Genomic DNA, 16,127 nt, shown 5'->3' with positions numbered 1-16,127 from the left:
TGAGCGTCTCGTGGGCTCGGAGATGTGTATAAGGGACAGCGGTGGGGCCGACGGAGGTGGGTGTCACCACCACGACCAGGAAGAGGGCCGCGAGCGTGGCGCCGAGCACCGCCAGGGTGGGCCACCGGGAGGGCGCGGCGTCCGGGGGCGCGGCGGCGCTGAGGGCGGCCGTCAGCCCCGCGGCGGTGAGCGTCTCCAGCTCCGTGGAGGTGGGGGTGTCCGTCTGGCCGGACTCGAAGACGCGGTGGGCGCGGGCCCACTTGTCGTAGCGGGTGCCGCAGCGGGTGCAGGCGTGGGCGTGGCGCAGGAGCCGCGAGGATTCGGGGGCGGACAGCTCCCCCAGGGACCAGCGCGTCAGTCCCGCGTCCACATGTCGTTCGTACCACTTCATGGGAGGCTCCCGAATGGGATGGCGCACAGCAGGGCCAGGGTGGCCAGCAGGGCGCCCCATTGCAGGCGTCCCGGTGCGACGTCACTGTCCAACCAGCCCGAGTCCTTCAGGTGTTCGGTGAACTGCAACCGCAGGTGGCGCTCGCGCACCCGCACCTCGCCGCGGGTGAGCTTCAGCTGGTCGGCGGCGGACTCCTGGGACAGGCCGTCCATGAACCGCAGCTGCGCCAGGGCGCGCCCTTCGGCGGGCAGGGCCTCCAGGAAGCGGCGCACGAGCGTACGGACCTCGGCGCCCAGGGCCTCTTCCTCGGGGCTCTTGTTCTCGGTGGGGGCGTGCACGAGCTCCGGCGCGTCATCCAGGGGGATGGCTTCCCGGGCCACGCGGCCGGAGGCGCGCATCAAATCAATGGCAGTGGAGCGGGCGACGGTGAGCAGGAAGCCCAGGTAGGGGCGCACGCCGTCGTAGGCCTGGCGCATGTGGGGGCGGAAGGCCCGCACGAAGGTCTCCTGGTGCGCGGCGTCCAGGTCCAGGGGCGTGAGTGAAAGGGAGCGCGTGCCGGTCTCTGAATGGATGGAGAAGCGCCGGGACAGGTAGCGCAGCACTTCTGGCGAATAGGTCCGGTAGACCTGGGTGAGCACGGCGGTGTCACCCCGGCGGAAGGCCTCCAAGACTGACCGCTCGGTTCCTGGCAGCACGCGGAAGGCTCCATCCAAGGGGCCCCGGCCGGGCCCCTTCTGAAAATGAGATACGAAATGACCTGGAAAATCCGGTCGTCGCCACACGCACGGCGCGCGTTTTATTGAGGCGGAGCGCTGGGATTGTTGCGAACCGGGGCGTTGGCCTCCGGAGCCAACGGCCGCGGGTTCGAATCCTGCATCGAGCGTCGGGGAGGTTCGCGGAACCAGGGGGGCTGAAGCCTCGCCCTGTCCGCAAAAAAATTGGAGGCCGAGACCCACAGGGATGAACGACTCCCGGGTGGGGACGGCCTCCGTAGAGAGGGTGGTCAAGTGACCTGCTCGAAAAGTAAGGCGCTCGGTGCTTGAAAGCAAGGACAGCTCACAGCGGGTGGCGGCACGTCTCTTGGAATTCTTCGCGGCTTGGACCTCCTGGTTTCGAGGGCTGTGGGAGGTGGGCACGGTGCTCAGCCTCCGCGAGCTGTTGGAGGCGGTGGAGGCCGTCCCGGCGGGGGTCCTGTCCGACAAGGCGGTCGAGTGGCTGGCGAATGAATTGTCCCGGGCCCTGGGGCCGGATGAAGGCATCGCACCCCAGTCCCGAAGCCTGCTGCAGCGTCTGCTCGGCTCGCCGTTGAGGCCCCGCTCGGGGGAACTGCCCGCGGTGCACCGTCTCACCGAGGAGATTGATGCGTCATACCTGTCCCGCTGGGCGGAGCAGCTCGCGCTGGGCATCCCGGTGAAGCCAGAGCGGGTGGCCCGCGCCGTCGCCTCACATTTGTTGGATGCGGGGTTCAGCCCGGACTTCCTCCATCGCTGGCTGACGTACCGGCTCGTCCATTCCACGCAGACCTATCGTCTATCGGAGTTGCTGGAGGATGCGCATGTCCTGGCTCGCACGCCGCCCTCGCGCTTCCAGGTCCTCTTGACCGTGCGCAGCGCGCTGGGACTCCAGGGGCCTCCACCGCGTGAGTGGTGTGACGCGCCCACGGTTTCGAAATGGCTCATCGCGAACGGGTTCGATGCCACCCACGTCCGGCAGGGCGGAGGCTGGTTGCTGACGGTTCAAGCACGCGATGCGTTCTCCGCCGCGGAGCGGGCTTCGGAGACGGTGGAGAAGCTGGCCGCGCGGCTTCTCATCGGGACAGGCCATCAGATGCGGCACGGGGAGCACGCGTACGTCGAAGGCAGCCGGCAGCCGCTGCCGCTCCGTAGGCATCGGCGGGTGGAGGTCCGCAGCCTGGAGCGTCAGGACCAGCTCTTCGCGTCCGGGCCTCCCAGCCGTGTCGATGCGGCGTTCGAGTTGCTGGGTCAGCTGGATGCACCCGCCGTGGTCGCGGTGGCCGCTGGCTGGGCTGCCATTGAAGCGTTGCTGGTCGCGCCCGAGGATGGCCAGAAGTCACCCGCCGGTGACCGGTTGGCGTCCCTGGTGGCGTGCTCGTTCCCCAGGGCGGAGCTGACCTTGCTGGCATCCCTGCAAGGCAGGACCCGTGCCAGTCCGCTTCAGGAACAGCTCCTCCGGTGCGAGAGCAATCACGAACGCGCATCCCTGATGGGGGCCGCCATCCATCAAGCCCAGCCGCTCTCCTGGGCGGAACCTGTCTGGGGTCACCGGGCGGCGGTCGCGCGCATGGAGGGGCTGCTCAAGGAGCCTCGCAAGAAGCTGAAGGACGTGGAGGGCTATGCGGTGCGAGCGTTTCGTCGGCTCTACCGTCAGCGCAACCTGGTGCTGCACGGTGGGCAGACGAACGCGGTCGCGCTTCGCGCCAGCCTGCGGACGGCGGCACCCTTGATTGGCGCGGGCATCGACCGCATCGCGCATGCCTGGTTCCGTCATGGCGTTCAGCCGCTCGAGTTGGCGGTGAAGGCTCGTCATCGGCTGGACCTGCTGGAGCCCAAGGAGCCCCTGGCTGTGCTCGACCTGCTGGAGTAGCGAGGCAGTGCTCACGCTGGGACTGATGGCGCATCGACCGCTTCGCCCGTCCACCACCCGGAAGAGGTTTCCTTCCAGACGAGCGTGGTGGAGCGGCCGAAGAACTCCATCAGCTTCCGTTCCATCTGGGTCCGGGCTTCCTCGAACGAAGTGGACGGAGTGCTGTCGAGCAGCCTTCCATCCAGGATGTCACCCGCCTTCATGTAGACGGCGTAGCGCCAGCCCTCGGTGGGCTTGGGGTGGTAGAGCACGATGGAGCGGGGTGCTTGATCCGCCAGGAGGGGGCGCATGCCCCGGGTCTTACCGCAGGGGCGCTGCGCCCGGTCGTGCGACACTGGGACCATGTCCCTGGCCGTGGGCGCACCATGCCTGGCGTTATGGCCTGGCCGCGCTGGCCGTGCCCCTGTTCGCGCCGCTCGCCGTCTTCTGTGGCGCGTGGGGGTTTCGGGTCGTGAGCCGGAAGGCGGAGCCCCCTGTCCGCCGTGCTCTGCTGGCGTTCGGGGGGCTCGTGCTGGGGAGCGCGGTCCTGCTGCTGTGGTGGTTCAAGGGGCTGGAGCTCTCCATCGCCCCGACGAGGCTGCTGCGCGACCTGCCGCCGTGAGGGCCGCCGCACATCGCGTCTATGGGAACGCGTCCATCACGGTGTAGCCCGCGGTCCGGGGAAGGAGCGCGGCACCGGGCTTGGAGCCCGACTCCTTCGGCCAGAAGCCATCGTCGTTCCCGAGGACGAAGCAAACCGGGTAGGTGCGGCCGTCAGGCGTCTCCGCTCGTGTGTAGCGGCCCATGACCCGTTCTCCCCCTGTCCACAGCCGTCCGTAGAGCAGGGTGCCCTTCGGAAGACCGCCGTATTCTTCCTCCTGGACGCTGACGATGTCGCCGTCGTGCACGGCAAGCATGTCGGCATCCAGACGGTCGGGATAACGGATGTCGACCGTGATGGTCACCTTCGCATCCCGCCGCAGCTTCAGCGCCTTCATCGCCTCCAGCGCTTCCGTGGGGCATCGCTGGGGCTTGGGCACCACCTGCGCACCCGAGCAAGCAATGAGGGTTGTCGCCGCACCGACAGCCCACGTGCAGCCGCGTGACAGCGAACGTCCGCGGACAGGGGGGTCCTGCTTCAAGGGAATGCTCATGGTGTCCTTCTCCGGCGGGAGCGGCGCAGGGGAAGGAGGGGCCGCTCCGGACGCGGCAGCTTGGTCGGGCCCAGGCGCCCGCGCCACGGAAGGCAGGGACGGGCGAACTGGCGCATCGCCGCCGGACCTTGAAAAGAGCCCCAAGCCCCATCCCAGACAGGCCATGGCCACCACACATGCGAATGCGGCGGCCCCCTGATGCCACAGAGTCCGCAGCGTGTGTCGGCGGCGCATCGTGTTCGCGGCGAGGATGTCCTGGGCTTCCATCCGGGCGACATGGCGCGGAAACCGGCGCCGCAGCTCGCGTGCCTCGTGAAGGCGTTGAAGACGGTCCATGCGCTGTAGTCGTGCGTGCTGGAGCGGCACCTCCTGACCCGGAGCCACCGGCCCCACCATCCCGGGTGCCTCCTGCGTCGTGCGTGAGGAGTCAGAGGCAGGTGTGGCCCAATCGAACAGGGGCAGGTCCCAGGTTGCATCCGCATGGGCCAGGACGTGATGCAGTTCGGAGGCCAGGGCGGAGGCGCTGGGAGGCCGTGCTTCGGGCGCGAACGCGAGCAGGCGGGTGACGAGTGACGCCAACCCCTCCGGCACCAGTGGGTTGGGCCATGCGAGTTCGGGTCCTTCCCCCTCCAGCGGGAGTGCCGGATAGCTGTCGGTCAGCAATCGATGGAAGGTGACGCCCAAGGCGTACAACTCATCCGTCACGCCGTAGCGAGGACACTCCTGAGACGGCACCGCCATCCGCCAGCGGTGGAGTTGGGGACTCAAGTAGTGAGCCGTGCCTGGAGGAAGCTGGCCTGTTCCGGTCAGGGGCTTCGCTTCGGGATGCCAGCCCGCACCCCAATCCAGCAAGGTGAGCCGTCCACCGGGCCGGACGCGGAGGTTGTCGCCTTTGACGTCGCGATGCAGGACACCGTGCTGGTGCGCGAAGGCCAGGATCTCCACGGCCTGGATGAGCAATGCGCCCACCTCGCGGGCCGTGGGGTTGCGCGCGCGGGCCCACTCGTAGAGCGACTCGCCATCCACGTGCTCCATCACCAGGAATGGGTAGTTCCCGGAGCCCGGTTGCCATGCCCCGGCCTCCACGAAGCGAGGCACTCCCGGATGCCGCAGGCGGGACAGCACCTCCGCTTCGCGTGCGAACCAGGGACTGTCGGGTTGGCGAGCCAACTTCAGTGCGTACCGCCTGCCGCGAGGGCGGTGCCTCGCATGAACGACGTAGACCGTGCCGTACCCGCCTGACGCCACTCGCTGGAGGACGCGCCAGGGGCCGATGGGTGTGTCCGGAGGAAGCGCATCCATCATCAGCAGCAACGAGGGCCGGACAGGGCCATGGGCTTTCTGCGCGGGCTGGGTGGAGGCGTGATGCTCAGGACCCGCCTGTTCGCCGGGCGTTGCCTCGTGCGTGCTCATGGCGCCACCTCTTCCCAGCGGACGCCGCGTTCGCCCTTCGCGTCCAGCAACTCCAGGGTGAAGTGCGTGCCAGCGGGCAGGTCCGGAAGCGCGTGCCATTCCACCACCACGGTGGCTTGCTCCCCAGGCGCCAGCTGCTTCACCTGCATGAGCAGAGGGAACTCACGGGCAGGCAGTGCGTTGGGCCCGCGCGGTGTCATCCGAGCGAAGCCCGGTATCCAGGGGGCGCTCCCCACGGCGTTGATCAGTGATGTCGACAGGGCACGGGTGCTCGTCGTGCGGTAGAGCACATGAGGGCGCTTGGCGGTCATGCCAGGGCTCAAGGAGGGATCGGGGAGGTAAGTCACATCGACACCTCGCTGGGTGACATCCCCCATCAACACCGCGCCACCCAGTCCACGCAGCGCGCACTGCGCACGCAGCGTCGCGAGCCCCGCCTCGGTGACAGCGCACCGGGCCCGCAGGTCCGCGAGCTCCTTCCCCAGGTCCTGCGCGGTGCGTCCCTGCCGGAACACCTCCACCTGCGAATCCACCTCCGCCTCCACGGTCGTGAGCACGAACCCCACCTGTGCCGGAGCCCCGGACCCCGCGAAGCGCACGGTGAGCACCGGTTCCTTGCCCACGGGGACATCCATGGACGCCTTGAGGACGAGCACGTCTTCATGCACCGCCACGCGGGAGAAGAAGGGCGCGAGCGCGCTCCGGTCCACGGACTCCGGAACGATGGGCGCATCGAAGGTGATGGTGGTCACCTCATGGGCGGCGACATGCAGCGCGAACAGCACCGGAGGCTCCTCCGCGCGCAGCGTGAGCTGCCGGGCCTTGCGCTCCCGCACCGTGGGAGTCCGGGACTGCGCCACCGCCGTGGTGCCCAGCAGGACCGTCAGCACCAGGGGCATGACCGAAGCGGACAGCGACATCACGGGTCACCTCCATCCTTCAAACCTAACAGATAGGGCTGACACGCATGGGAGTCCACGGGCCTGGGCGACCTGGATGCAATGGATGGGGAAAGGAAAACCCAGCCTACCTCAAGCGTCCTTGGGAGAAAGACCTACTCTGAAGGGGCCTTCTCCGCCGGAGGTGCTTCGCGAGGGGGCGATGAAATCGGCTCCTCGGTGGGCGGAGCAGGACTGCTGATGGAGTCCTCCTCCGTGCTGGGCTGCACTTCCATGGGGGCGTCTGGCGTGCGCGGGGCTTTCGCCACCACCTCGCCCTGGGGCGTGACCGCATAGACCTGCCACCAGTCGAGGACCCGGCCATTGGGACCACCACACCGGCTGAATCGCTGTTCCACGGCGACGTAGTACAGGCCGACTGTCGGTCCCTTGAAGACGGCGACATCGAGCCCCTGTTCCGGGCTCGCGCACCCCTGAAAGAGCTGCGGATGGGGATTGGTCCGGACCACCTCCCGCAGCGCTCCTGCGGCAGCCACCGCGGCACCGGCTTCGGTGAAGGAGAGGACGGTGGACGAGGAGCGTTCATCCGGCCACTGCACCTCCCCCTGCCATGACGGCTTGTACCGGACGCATCCGCCAGCCAAGGCGATAAGCCCAGAGAGCATGAGTGCCTTGCGCATGGAGATGTTCACTCGTTCAGGAGCCGCAAGGTTCCGGGGCGGCACTGGGGCGCACTGCTGAAAGGAGGGCTGAGCCTGCGCGGAGTACACGTCCCGAGTGTGACCCACTTCGACCTGGGCTGGCTCCACTGTTGGACTTCTCCCGTTGGAAAGTAGCGAAGGAAGAAGCGCGTCCCATCCAGCCGCTGAGCCACCAGCGCCGACGACATCTGGATCTCTCCACCCCTGAACACAGCGGGCGCGGGGTTGCCTGGAATCATGCGGAGTTCGGCCATGGAGACGGTCGGGTCGAACGCATCCGTGGGCCACAGAGACAGGTCCTGCGAGGAGGGTGCCGCCGCGCAAGGATGATTGTGGATGTACCCCACCACCCAGACGCGGGCCGGGGAATGGTCCGCGTCCTTCACGGCGAAGAACGGGTTGCATGTCTCATGGTCGCCCTGGATGGGCTCCGTGACCCTCCATGACATGGAGTCCGGCGGACCGGCGACATACACCGTGGCGCAGTACTCCGTGGAAAGTCCCTTGATGGGAACCTTCCTTACCGGGTCGCATACGCTCGCTCCAGGTCTCTTGAGCAGCGCGTCCGCCACATCGCGAAGAAACCCGATGGGAATCGCGGGATCGCCCGCGGGCAACTCCATGGCAGGAACTTCGGCCCAGGGACCTTGAGCAATTGGGGCATCGGGTGCCGTGGTGTTCGGCGGCGGTGAACTCGCGCAGGCCATCGACAGCAGAGGAAAAAGCCACGACATCTTCATTGAAGCCTCCGCTACGACCGCCGCCCCGTCTTCCGTGCGAAGAACGCGCGGTTGAACGTCCCGAGTCCCCACATCCGTGGGTCGTCCGGATGCTCCGTCTTCGCCAGGGAGTCGTCGCTCTGTTCCGCGAGCCAGCGGATGAACGCGTCCCGCGACGCGAAGGTCCGCTTCGCCTGGGAGTCTCCCTGGATGTACCGGAGGCCCTCCGCGTACGTGCCATCCCCGGGCCTCCACAGCGCGTGGGACACGCCCTCGCGCGGGTCGACGGTGACGGACAGGTCCGCTCCCGCGTCCAGCAGCTCCGCCACCCGCTGCGCCAGCGCGCGTCCATAGTGCCGTGAGTCGAAGTGGGCCTCCGCGCGGGCCTGCTCCTTCGCGTCCTGCTGTCGCTGGGCCTCGTCCGTCAGCCGGATGCGCGGCGGCGCGTGCGCGTCGCAGACGATGGACAGCTCGATGTTCCCCAACCCGGGCGCCGACGCGTGATGCCGCCGCATCAGCTCCTGGACCTGCGCGCGCGGGGTCTCCGGCAGCGAACCGAACGTCAACGCTCCGTCCGGCGCCGTGAAGATCAACGTGTCGTCGTGAAGCGTTCCCGCGTGCTTCAACGACGCGGACAGCTCGATGCGGGTCAGCCCACGGGCCTCGCGTTCGGCGCGCAGCCAGCGGACGATGTCGGAGTCTTCGGTCAGGAGGGCGGAGGTCATGGCTCGGGCCCGGACTGTCGCACGGCGTGCGCCGGTGCCTGAACCGAAAGACTGACATTCCTGTCGCGCTTCAGGGCTGTTCCAACGCTCCGCCACGCAGGAGCCCCAGGGCGCCCGCATCAGGGCTCCCTGGCCACGGGCTTGCAATGCGTGGCGCCGCCAACATCCAACGCCGTCGGACGACGGCCCTTCTCCCTGGACGACATGACTGCTCGACACTTCATCGCATCGCTGGTTCTGACCTCCTGCCTGAGCGCATTGCCGGCGGCGGCCCAGGAGCCCTCGAACGCCGGGCTCGCGCTGGGCGTGCGCGGTGCCTTTGGCATTCCGGCAGGCAACTCCCTCGACGACACCTCCATGGTCAACACCTTCGGCCGCACCGTGGCGCCGCAGGTGGACCTCTCCTACTTCTTCACCCGGCAGCTCTCGCTCGGCGCCTACTTCCAGTATGGCTTCGCGTCCGGACCTGACGACGACTGCGCGGACGGCGTGGATTGCAAGAGCAAGGTGATGCGGTTCGGCATCGACCTGGACTACCACTTCCGGCCGGACGGTTTCGTCTCACCCTGGGTGGGCGTGGGCGTGGGTTACGAAATCGGGACGGCGGAGACGGGCGAAGGGGCGACGCGCATCTGGGGGAAGTTGCAGGGTTACGACCTGGGGCACGCCCACTTCGGCGTGGACCTCCAGCTCACCCGCTCCATCGCGGTGGGGCCCTACATCTCCGCGTCCGTGGGGCAGTACTCGGAGATCTCCGCGAGCGTGGGCAGCGTTCGCGTTGACCGCGACCTCACCGACGATGAGAAGCAGCTCCACGTCTGGATCCAGCCGGGCGTGCGCGTGCAGTTCCGGCTGTAGTCCGTGTCTCTCTCTGTCCTCACGCCTCCCGCGAAGGAGGCGTGGGGGCGGGCAGGGGATAGAGGACGCGGTAGTCGATGCGGTGGTGGTAGGCCGCCAGATACGGCGCCCCCGCGATGTCGATGACCACCTGTTGGGGGGGCGTGGGCTGCTGGTTCATCCACGCCTCCGCCTCCGCCTTCGTGGAGAAGGACAGGCCCGAAGGCTGGCGCCGCTCATCCGCCATCTCCTGGAGATAGAACTCGAGTCGAGGCTGACGACCCAGGCCTCTCCACCCGCTCGTGGGATTGAAGAAGACGGAGAAGTACTCATCCGCCACCAGGATGGAGGCAAACGACGGTGGACGTTTCTGCGCCATCAGCCAGGCATCGGCATCCTGCCGGGTATCGAACCGGGCAATGGCAAGAGGCGGCGCGTAGGCTTCGAGGCTCCGGACGTAGTCCTCGAAATCGGCGACCTGCCCTGTCGCGTCAACGAATTGGATGGCAGCCGCGGCGGTGCGGATGGCCTCCTCGCTTCCAGGAGTCTTCGGGGCATCGTCGAGCAGGATCCGTCCGAGTACTTCCATCTGGTCGAAGAGCCTGGTCATGGGTGGGTCTCCGCGAGAGGGAGGACAGAGGCACTGTCGTGGGCCGTCATGAGCAGCGCTGGAGCCAGGACGATCAGCCCCGCGCCCGCGGAGACAACGACAAAGGCGACCCCTGCGATGATGATCACGCTGCCCACAATCAGGGATTCGCGATGGCGGCTCGCCCAGTCCGACAGTGCCTCCGTGGAGGACAACTCCTGGGGACGAAGCTTCTCCAGTTCGAGACAGTCCCTGTAGGCCGGGTCGCACTGCCTGACGCAGTGGTCATTCTTTCCGCCCGCGCCTCGCGGGATGCGGACATGGCCATATCCACGTGGCAGAGGAGTGCTCATACACTGCTGGATGCAATCGACGTTCTCCGCATCGCAGTCCCGCACGGAGCGCGAGGTCCGCACGATGCGCCGTCCCTCGGGCGCCTTCACGTAGGGGGTGAGGTCGAAGTCCCCCGCCGGCCGCCACTCCTGGGTGAAGCTCCCATCCGGGGCCTCCCGCAGGAGCAGCACCCTGCGGGGAAGTTCCTCCGGCGAGGGCGGAGCCACCGCCGCCCGCGTCCCTCCACAGGCCGCGATCCACATGCACAACGCCACGGCCGTGACGTTCTGCCCTGCATTCCAGACATGCATCCTTCCACCCAAGCAGAAGCCCCGGTGGAAGTCATGCGTACGTCGCCCCCGCTGGCGCCGCAGGTGGACTGCACCTCCTTCTCCACGTCTGGATCCAGCCGGGCGTGCGCGTGCAGTTCCGGCTGTAGTCCGCGCTCCCCGGGCCCTCACGTCTGCTGCGAAGGAGGCGTGGGGGCGGGCAGGGGATAGAGGACGCGGTAGTCGATGCGGTGGTGGTAGGCCGCTAGATACGGCGCCCCCGCGATGTCGATGACCACCTGCTGCGGCGGCGTGGGCTGCTGGTTCATCCACGCCTCCGCCTCCGCCTTCGTGGAGAAGGACAAGCCCGAAGGTGGGCGCTGCTCGTCCGCCATTTCCTGGAGGTAGTGCTCCAAGATGGGGGGCATGAAGACCAGATGGATTCGCCCCGTGGCTGGAACGAACATGGCGGAGTAGTAGTCGTCTCCAATCAGCACGCGCGCCTGGTCGACTGGAGGCTTCCACGCGTTCATGGTTGCTTCCGCTTCCTCCCGGGTCTTGAACCGGCCGATGACCAACGGAGGCGCGGAGGCATCCTGGCTTTGGACGTACGCTTCCAGTTCGGTGCCCTGCCCGGTGCCCAGGATGAAGTAGATGGCATCCATCGCGAAGTGGAGGGCCTGCTTTTCCTTCTCGGAGGTGCTTTCCGAATAGCGCCGTCCCAGCACCTCCAGCTTGTCAAAGAAGTGCATCATGGTGCGCTCTCCACCAGGTGTTGCGCTGGGGCCTCGGATGACGTCGCGAGAATCAACGCAGGCGCGAGCACGATGAGCCCCGCGCCCGCTGAGACGACGACGAACGCGACCCCCGCGATGACCACCACGCTCCCCACCAGAAGGGCGCGCGGGTTGCGCCGGGCCCATTCGGAGACCGCATCCAGGGATGAGAGCTCCTGGGGCTGGAGCTTTTCGAGTGCGATGCAGTCCAGGTAGGGCTGGCTGCATCGGCGCCTGCAGTATGCCTCCTTGCCTCCAAGCCCGGGCCGCTTCGTGATGTGACTGAAGTCGCTCGACAAGGGCCTGCTCATGCATTCCTGGATGCACTCGCGGTTCTCCGCATCGCAGTCCCGCACGGAGCGCGCGGTCCGCACGATGCGCCGGCCTTCGGGCGCCTTCACGTAGGGGGCGAGGTCGAAGTCCCCCGCCGGCCGCCACTCCTGGGTGAAGCTCCCATCCGGGGCCTCCCGCAGGAGCAGCACCCCGCGGGGAAGCTCCTCCGGCGAGGGCGGGGCCACCGCCGCACGGGTCGCTCCACAGGCCGCGAGCCACACACACAACGCCACGGCCGTGACGCCCCGTCCCACCTGACTCCAGGCATGCATCCTTCCACCCAAGCAGAACCCCAGGTGGAAGTCATGTCACCGCGAACCGCTCAGAACGCGTTGCCGTTCGCCTTGGTGCCCGGGGTCGCGGCGCGATAGTAATGGTTGTAGCCCAGGTCCCAGGTCCCCGTGGGGCTCAGGTCCGGGATCCGGTTGAACGAATAGCCAGACGTCACCGGCACGCTGGCGCTCTGGTACGAGTGGCTGTCCTGCAGCGTCCCGTCCGCGCGCACCAGGTACACGATGTCACCCGCGCCACCCTGGTTCACGCCCCGGTCGAACCGCAGCCCGTAGCCGCCGTTGTTGGCGTACGTCGCATACGTCGCCCCCACCGGCACCGCGGACGCTCCCGAGTACACCACGTACGCCTTGCCCGCCGGCAACACCGTTCCGGACACGAACGTGTGCCGCGCCGCCTCCGCGCCCGAGTACGACTTCGCGTCGTGGATCTTCCAGCCAGTCAGGTCCACCGACCCCGGACCCGCGTTGTAGATCTCCACGAACTGCTGATCGTAGTCCGGCGTCCCCGCGGCGCCGTTGAACGGCTGCGCCAGGTACTCGTTGATGAACACCGTCTGCGTCGGCCGCGTCATCGTGAACGCCCCGTCACTCACGTCCGCCACGTCCGCACGCGCCGTGTCCGCCACGCGCACCCGCGCGGCCGTGGAGGACTCGCTCGGCACCGTCCACGTGTAGCGCCCGGTGGACGCCACCACGTTCGACGCCAACGCGCGCCACACCGTCCCGTCCAGCGTGTACGTGAGGTTCACCTGCGCCACGTTGCTCGACGTCCAGGTGATGTTGAACGTCGTGCCCGCCTGCAGCGTCTCACCGCCGTTGGGCGCCGTGACCTTCACGCTGCCCGCCTGCGAGGCCGAGCCGAAGTTGAACCGGCTGAAGATGGGGTAGTGGTCCGACGTGGTGCTCTTGTAGCTGACGATGTTCGGGTTGAGCACCTCCGCGGAGTTCGCCACGTAGTACGCCGCCAGCTCGTTCGTCACCAGCTGATGGTCGATGAACTGGCTGTTGCTCACCGTCGAGCGCGCCCCGGACTCCGACAGCGGCTGGGTGAGGAACTTGTAGCGCGCGGCATCGTTCACCAGGTTCTGGTAAGGCGACTCGTAGGGCGTGTAGATGGACGCGTCCACGTCGTCGTTCCAGTCGCCCAGCACCATCACGTTCTGCGTCGGCAGGGACGTGTCCAGGTAGTCCTTGAGGCACACCGCCGCGCTCTTGCGCCGCAGGTACGAATCCGAGTCCGCGTACGCCTTCATGTGCAGCACCATCACCGTCAGGTCCACCTTCGCGCCGCCGCGGATCACCTTCAGGTCCACGCGCAGGGGCAGCCGGTAGGCGAAGTCCGACGCGCACTCCGTCAGCACGACGTCGGAGCTCACCAGCTCCACCGCGTCCGTCTTGTAGAGCAGGCCCACCTTCTGGTCCGACGAGCCGTAGTAGCCCCCGCTCGCGAGCAGGCCGCTGTAGCCGGAGAGCCCGGCCTTCAGCGAGTTGAACGCGTCCAGGCTGACGATCTCCGCCACGCCCAGCACGTCCGGCCCCGCGTCCGCGATGACCGCCGTCGCGTTGGTCAGCTGCAGCGCCTCGTCCGTCGGTCCCTCGGCGGTGGAGCCGAACCACTCGATGTTCCAGTTGCCCACCTTCAAGCCCACCGCCGTCGGCTGCGTCCCGCCATCCGTCTTCGTCCCACCGTCCGTCGTGGTGCCACCGTCCGTCTTCGTCCCGCCGTCCGTCACCGGGCCGCCATCCGGCAGCTCCCCGGACGACGTGCGCACGGGCAGCTGGAGCACCGCCTCCGCGTGGGCGCCGTTGGCGTCCGTCACCCGCAGCGTGAACTCGAACAGCGCCGGAACCCAGGGCGTGCCGTTCAGCACCCCGTCCTCCGTCAGCGTCAGGCCGTCCGGAATCGCCCCGCCCACCTGCGACCAGGTCAGGGGCGGCGTCCCGCCCGTGGCACTGAAGGTGAAGGTGTAGGCGCTGCCCTCGGTCGCGGCCGGCAGCGTCGCCGCCGTGGTGATGGCCGGCGCCGGCCACACGCGCAACGCATAGCCTCGCGTGTGCTGGGCGCCCTTCGCGTCGCGCACGACCACCGTCATCATCCACTCGCCGGCCGTCGTCGCGGGGCCCACCAGCCGCCCGGTGTCTCCGTAGAAGGAGAAGCCCGGCGGCACCTGGTCCACCGAGTACGTCAGCGGCGCCGTGCCGCCCGTCGCCGTGAACACCTTCTCGAAGGCCGCGCCCACCGTGGCCGCCGGCAGCGTCACCTGGGGCAGCACCGGCCCCGCCGACTCCGGCTCCTCCGAACTACAGGCCGCCAACGTGACGAGGGAGGTGACGAGGATGAGCGACGCGAACGCTCGGATGGACCGGGACGGCATAAAGGAACGCTCCAGCACCGGGCCCGCCCCAACGCGGCCTTCCCGGAAGAGGGCACGCACCTTAACGTGTCTGCCATCCGACTGTCGCGCGCCCCCCTGCTTGCACCCCGGCGGAGCGCCTGACGCACTGCCACACGGCAATCGATGGCGCGCTCCGCCGTCCTCCAGGGACAGCGCGGAAGGCTTTGCGCGCGGTCCGTACGTGCAGTTGGATGGGTGGTTCGAGCAGACGGAGGAGACGCGTCATGGCCGAGAAGTGGGACAGGCAGTTGATGGAGTTCCTCAAGCGCACCGGCGAGGACCTCAAGCGCACCACGGACGACCTCCGCGGCGAGGCCGAGCGCCTCCTCAAGGAAGTGAAGGACCCGGAGAAGCAGGCCAAGGTGAAGGAAGGTCTGGAACAGCTGCGTACCTGGGCCGCCGCGACCACCAAGACGGCCGCGGAGAAGATTGAAACCGCCGTGCGCCGCGTGGAGACCTCCGTCGAGGAGGCCTTCAAGCCCGGCTCCACCGCCGGCGGCGCCAGCGCCTCCACCCCGGAATCCGCGCCCTCCACCAAGTCCCGGTCCAAGCCCGCCGAACCCGCCCCGGAGGCGGAGGCCGCCCCCAGCCGCCCGGCCCGCGCCAAGAGCGCCGACAAGGCGAAGGCCGCCGACAAGTCCATCGGGCGCAAGAAGACCGCGGGCGCTCCCGCCGCCGCCAAGGGCGCCCGGGCCGCGAAGAAATCAGCTTCCAAGAAAACGTTGGGCCGCAAGAAACCCGCGCCCGGAGCGTGAAGTTCCGCTGCGTATGAAGTCGCGCCTGCCCGCACGCCGGGCACGCGCCACCTCCCCGGGTCCTGTTGGATCGCTCCGCGTCGCGTGAGATAGTGCGCGCCGTGTCGGGTACCAATGACAAGGGCAGCATCCAGACGGACATCGGGCAGGACGTGATCGACGAGGCGGTTCGCAGCGTCGAGCGTCGGATGGACGAGGACGCGGACAGCGCGGGCACGGAGGTGGAGCTGGACGTCTCCGCCCCTGCCGCCGAAGCGGACGCCTCCACCCCCGAAGTCGCTCCCCCCACCGAGGACGCGGCCGCGCTCCGCCAGGAGGTGGAGTCGCTGCGCGCGCAGCTGGACTTCAGCCAGGCCAAGGCCCGCGAGACGCTGGAGCGCTTGAAGGAAGCGCACGAGCGGGCCAAGGACTTCCAGGACCGGGCCATCCGCTCCGCCGCGGACCTGGAGAACTACCGCAAGCGCGCGCAGAAGGAGAAGGAGGACGTCCAGAAGTTCGGCGCGGAGAAGCTCCTCAAGGACCTGCTCCCCGTGATGGACAACCTGGACCGCGCGCTCGACGCCGCCGGCAAGTCCCCGGACTTCGACAGCTTCCAGAAGGGCGTGGCCATGACGCGCAAGTCCTTCGAGGACTCGCTCGGCCGCCACGGCGTGAAGGGCTTCTCCGCCAAGGGCCAGCCCTTCGACCCGCGCCTGCACGAAGCCATCCAGCAGGTGGAGACCGCCGACGTCCCGGCGGGCCACGTCGTCTATGAGGTGACGCGCGGCTTCTATCTCAACGACCGGCTGGTGCGTCCCGCCATGGTCGTCGTCGCCCGCGCGCCGGAGGCCGTTGCCGCGCCTCCGCAAGCAGCCGCGCCCGCGGCCAGCACGGAAGCACCGAAGGCCTCTGAAGAAGGCAGCAGCGCGGAGCCCCAGACTTCCGCGCCGTCCGACAGTTCCTCCGGGGGGGGGCAGTAGTC

General features: G+C 68.3%; 16 protein-coding genes and 1 pseudogene. 5 read left to right on the top strand and 12 right to left on the bottom strand.

Going from position 1 to position 16,127, the window contains the following annotated elements; all coding sequences use genetic code 11:
- Both D7X32_RS19435 and D7X32_RS19430 read right to left on the bottom strand, forming a co-directional pair.
- Positions 1-391, bottom strand: a pseudogene (locus tag D7X32_RS19435) (hypothetical protein); the annotation flags it as partial.
- Complete coding sequence (locus D7X32_RS19430) at positions 388-1,086, bottom strand: RNA polymerase sigma factor (protein WP_120604057.1); 699 nt, start codon at positions 1,084-1,086, stop codon at positions 388-390. The pseudogene D7X32_RS19435 and the gene D7X32_RS19430, both read right to left, overlap by 4 nt.
- A gap of 442 nt (positions 1,087-1,528) precedes the next feature.
- Here D7X32_RS19430 and D7X32_RS19425 point away from each other — a divergent pair, with 442 nt between their 5' ends.
- Entirely contained in the window at positions 1,529-2,995 is a 1,467-nt protein-coding gene (locus tag D7X32_RS19425) for a hypothetical protein (RefSeq protein ID WP_147450194.1), read from the top strand.
- Positions 2,996-3,006: 11 nt separating this feature from the next.
- Here the strand turns inward: D7X32_RS19425 and D7X32_RS19420 are convergent, their stop codons facing one another.
- Positions 3,007-3,285, bottom strand: coding sequence for a hypothetical protein (locus D7X32_RS19420; RefSeq protein ID WP_120604055.1), 279 nt, complete (start codon positions 3,283-3,285; stop codon positions 3,007-3,009).
- A gap of 161 nt (positions 3,286-3,446) precedes the next feature.
- Here D7X32_RS19420 and D7X32_RS45495 point away from each other — a divergent pair, with 161 nt between their 5' ends.
- Entirely contained in the window at positions 3,447-3,596 is a 150-nt protein-coding gene (locus D7X32_RS45495) for a hypothetical protein (protein ID WP_158625716.1), read from the top strand.
- A 19-nt stretch (positions 3,597-3,615) separates the two neighbouring features.
- On the opposite strand, the gene D7X32_RS19410 is transcribed toward D7X32_RS45495, so the two are convergent.
- The 4 genes from D7X32_RS19410 to D7X32_RS19390 all read right to left on the bottom strand — a co-directional run bounded on the left by D7X32_RS19410 (position 3,616) and on the right by D7X32_RS19390 (position 8,585).
- Positions 3,616-5,541: a serine/threonine protein kinase gene (locus D7X32_RS19410; RefSeq protein WP_158625715.1), complete on the bottom strand. Its 1,926-nt coding sequence runs from the start codon at positions 5,539-5,541 to the stop codon at positions 3,616-3,618.
- The gene (locus D7X32_RS19405) at positions 5,538-6,461 is read right to left on the bottom strand and encodes a DUF2381 family protein (RefSeq protein WP_120604052.1); all 924 of its coding nucleotides are present in this window, start codon (positions 6,459-6,461) and stop codon (positions 5,538-5,540) included. The genes D7X32_RS19410 and D7X32_RS19405 overlap by 4 nt, the downstream gene beginning before the upstream one ends.
- A gap of 134 nt (positions 6,462-6,595) precedes the next feature.
- Positions 6,596-7,120 (bottom strand): hypothetical protein, encoded by a 525-nt coding sequence (locus D7X32_RS19400; RefSeq protein ID WP_120604062.1) that lies wholly within the window; start codon positions 7,118-7,120, stop codon positions 6,596-6,598.
- 772 nt (positions 7,121-7,892) lie between these two features.
- Positions 7,893-8,585, bottom strand: coding sequence for a hypothetical protein (locus tag D7X32_RS19390; RefSeq protein WP_120604051.1), 693 nt, complete (start codon positions 8,583-8,585; stop codon positions 7,893-7,895).
- A gap of 204 nt (positions 8,586-8,789) precedes the next feature.
- On the opposite strand from D7X32_RS19390, the gene D7X32_RS19385 reads away from it, so the two are divergent.
- Entirely contained in the window at positions 8,790-9,443 is a 654-nt protein-coding gene (locus D7X32_RS19385; protein ID WP_120604050.1) for an outer membrane beta-barrel protein, read from the top strand.
- Between the two features lie 19 nt (positions 9,444-9,462).
- Here the strand turns inward: D7X32_RS19385 and D7X32_RS19380 are convergent, their stop codons facing one another.
- The 5 genes from D7X32_RS19380 to D7X32_RS46815 form a co-directional block, all read right to left on the bottom strand.
- Positions 9,463-10,032, bottom strand: a complete 570-nt coding sequence (locus tag D7X32_RS19380; RefSeq protein ID WP_120604049.1) for a head protein — start codon at positions 10,030-10,032, stop codon at positions 9,463-9,465.
- Positions 10,029-10,655 carry a hypothetical protein gene (locus D7X32_RS19375; protein ID WP_147450193.1) on the bottom strand — a complete coding sequence of 209 codons (627 nt, stop codon included), beginning with the start codon at positions 10,653-10,655 and terminating at the stop codon, positions 10,029-10,031. The genes D7X32_RS19380 and D7X32_RS19375 overlap by 4 nt, the downstream gene beginning before the upstream one ends.
- Positions 10,656-10,801: 146 nt before the next feature.
- Positions 10,802-11,368, bottom strand: coding sequence for a head protein (locus D7X32_RS19370; RefSeq protein ID WP_120604047.1), 567 nt, complete (start codon positions 11,366-11,368; stop codon positions 10,802-10,804).
- The gene (locus tag D7X32_RS46820) at positions 11,365-11,994 is read right to left on the bottom strand and encodes a hypothetical protein (protein WP_120604046.1); all 630 of its coding nucleotides are present in this window, start codon (positions 11,992-11,994) and stop codon (positions 11,365-11,367) included. Before D7X32_RS46820 ends, D7X32_RS19370 begins: the two co-directional genes overlap by 4 nt.
- Positions 11,995-12,044: 50 nt before the next feature.
- Positions 12,045-14,390: a lamin tail domain-containing protein gene (locus D7X32_RS46815; protein WP_244239087.1), complete on the bottom strand. Its 2,346-nt coding sequence runs from the start codon at positions 14,388-14,390 to the stop codon at positions 12,045-12,047.
- Between the two features lie 245 nt (positions 14,391-14,635).
- Here D7X32_RS46815 and D7X32_RS19350 point away from each other — a divergent pair, with 245 nt between their 5' ends.
- Both D7X32_RS19350 and grpE read left to right on the top strand, forming a co-directional pair.
- Entirely contained in the window at positions 14,636-15,166 is a 531-nt protein-coding gene (locus D7X32_RS19350; protein ID WP_120604045.1) for a transcriptional regulator, read from the top strand.
- A gap of 92 nt (positions 15,167-15,258) precedes the next feature.
- Positions 15,259-16,125: a nucleotide exchange factor GrpE gene (gene grpE, locus D7X32_RS19345; RefSeq protein WP_120604044.1), complete on the top strand. Its 867-nt coding sequence runs from the start codon at positions 15,259-15,261 to the stop codon at positions 16,123-16,125.
- The last annotated feature ends 2 nt before the right edge of the window (positions 16,126-16,127 follow it).

It is taken from the genome of Corallococcus carmarthensis (assembly GCF_003611695.1).
Lineage (GTDB): Bacteria > Myxococcota > Myxococcia > Myxococcales > Myxococcaceae > Corallococcus > Corallococcus carmarthensis.
The sequence above is the reverse complement of the archived record's forward strand: the minus strand, read 5'-3'. Positions and strand labels throughout refer to the sequence as shown.

Excerpts from the sequence above, each read along its gene's own strand:
- D7X32_RS19375 (WP_147450193.1), bottom strand. The coding sequence starts at position 10,655 with ATGCATGTCTGGAATGCAGGGCAGAACGTCACGGCCGTGGCGTTGTGC.
- D7X32_RS19350 (WP_120604045.1), top strand. The coding sequence starts at position 14,636 with ATGGCCGAGAAGTGGGACAGGCAGTTGATGGAGTTCCTCAAGCGCACC.
- D7X32_RS19405 (WP_120604052.1), bottom strand. The coding sequence starts at position 6,461 with ATGTCGCTGTCCGCTTCGGTCATGCCCCTGGTGCTGACGGTCCTGCTG.
- D7X32_RS19410 (WP_158625715.1), bottom strand. The coding sequence starts at position 5,541 with ATGAGCACGCACGAGGCAACGCCCGGCGAACAGGCGGGTCCTGAGCAT.
- D7X32_RS46820 (WP_120604046.1), bottom strand. The coding sequence starts at position 11,994 with ATGCATGCCTGGAGTCAGGTGGGACGGGGCGTCACGGCCGTGGCGTTG.
- D7X32_RS19385 (WP_120604050.1), top strand. The coding sequence starts at position 8,790 with ATGACTGCTCGACACTTCATCGCATCGCTGGTTCTGACCTCCTGCCTG.
- D7X32_RS46815 (WP_244239087.1), bottom strand. The coding sequence starts at position 14,390 with ATGCCGTCCCGGTCCATCCGAGCGTTCGCGTCGCTCATCCTCGTCACC.
- D7X32_RS19420 (WP_120604055.1), bottom strand. The coding sequence starts at position 3,285 with ATGCGCCCCCTCCTGGCGGATCAAGCACCCCGCTCCATCGTGCTCTAC.
- D7X32_RS19370 (WP_120604047.1), bottom strand. The coding sequence starts at position 11,368 with ATGATGCACTTCTTTGACAAGCTGGAGGTGCTGGGACGGCGCTATTCG.
- D7X32_RS19400 (WP_120604062.1), bottom strand. The coding sequence starts at position 7,120 with ATGCGCAAGGCACTCATGCTCTCTGGGCTTATCGCCTTGGCTGGCGGA.
- D7X32_RS19390 (WP_120604051.1), bottom strand. The coding sequence starts at position 8,585 with ATGACCTCCGCCCTCCTGACCGAAGACTCCGACATCGTCCGCTGGCTG.
- D7X32_RS19380 (WP_120604049.1), bottom strand. The coding sequence starts at position 10,032 with ATGACCAGGCTCTTCGACCAGATGGAAGTACTCGGACGGATCCTGCTC.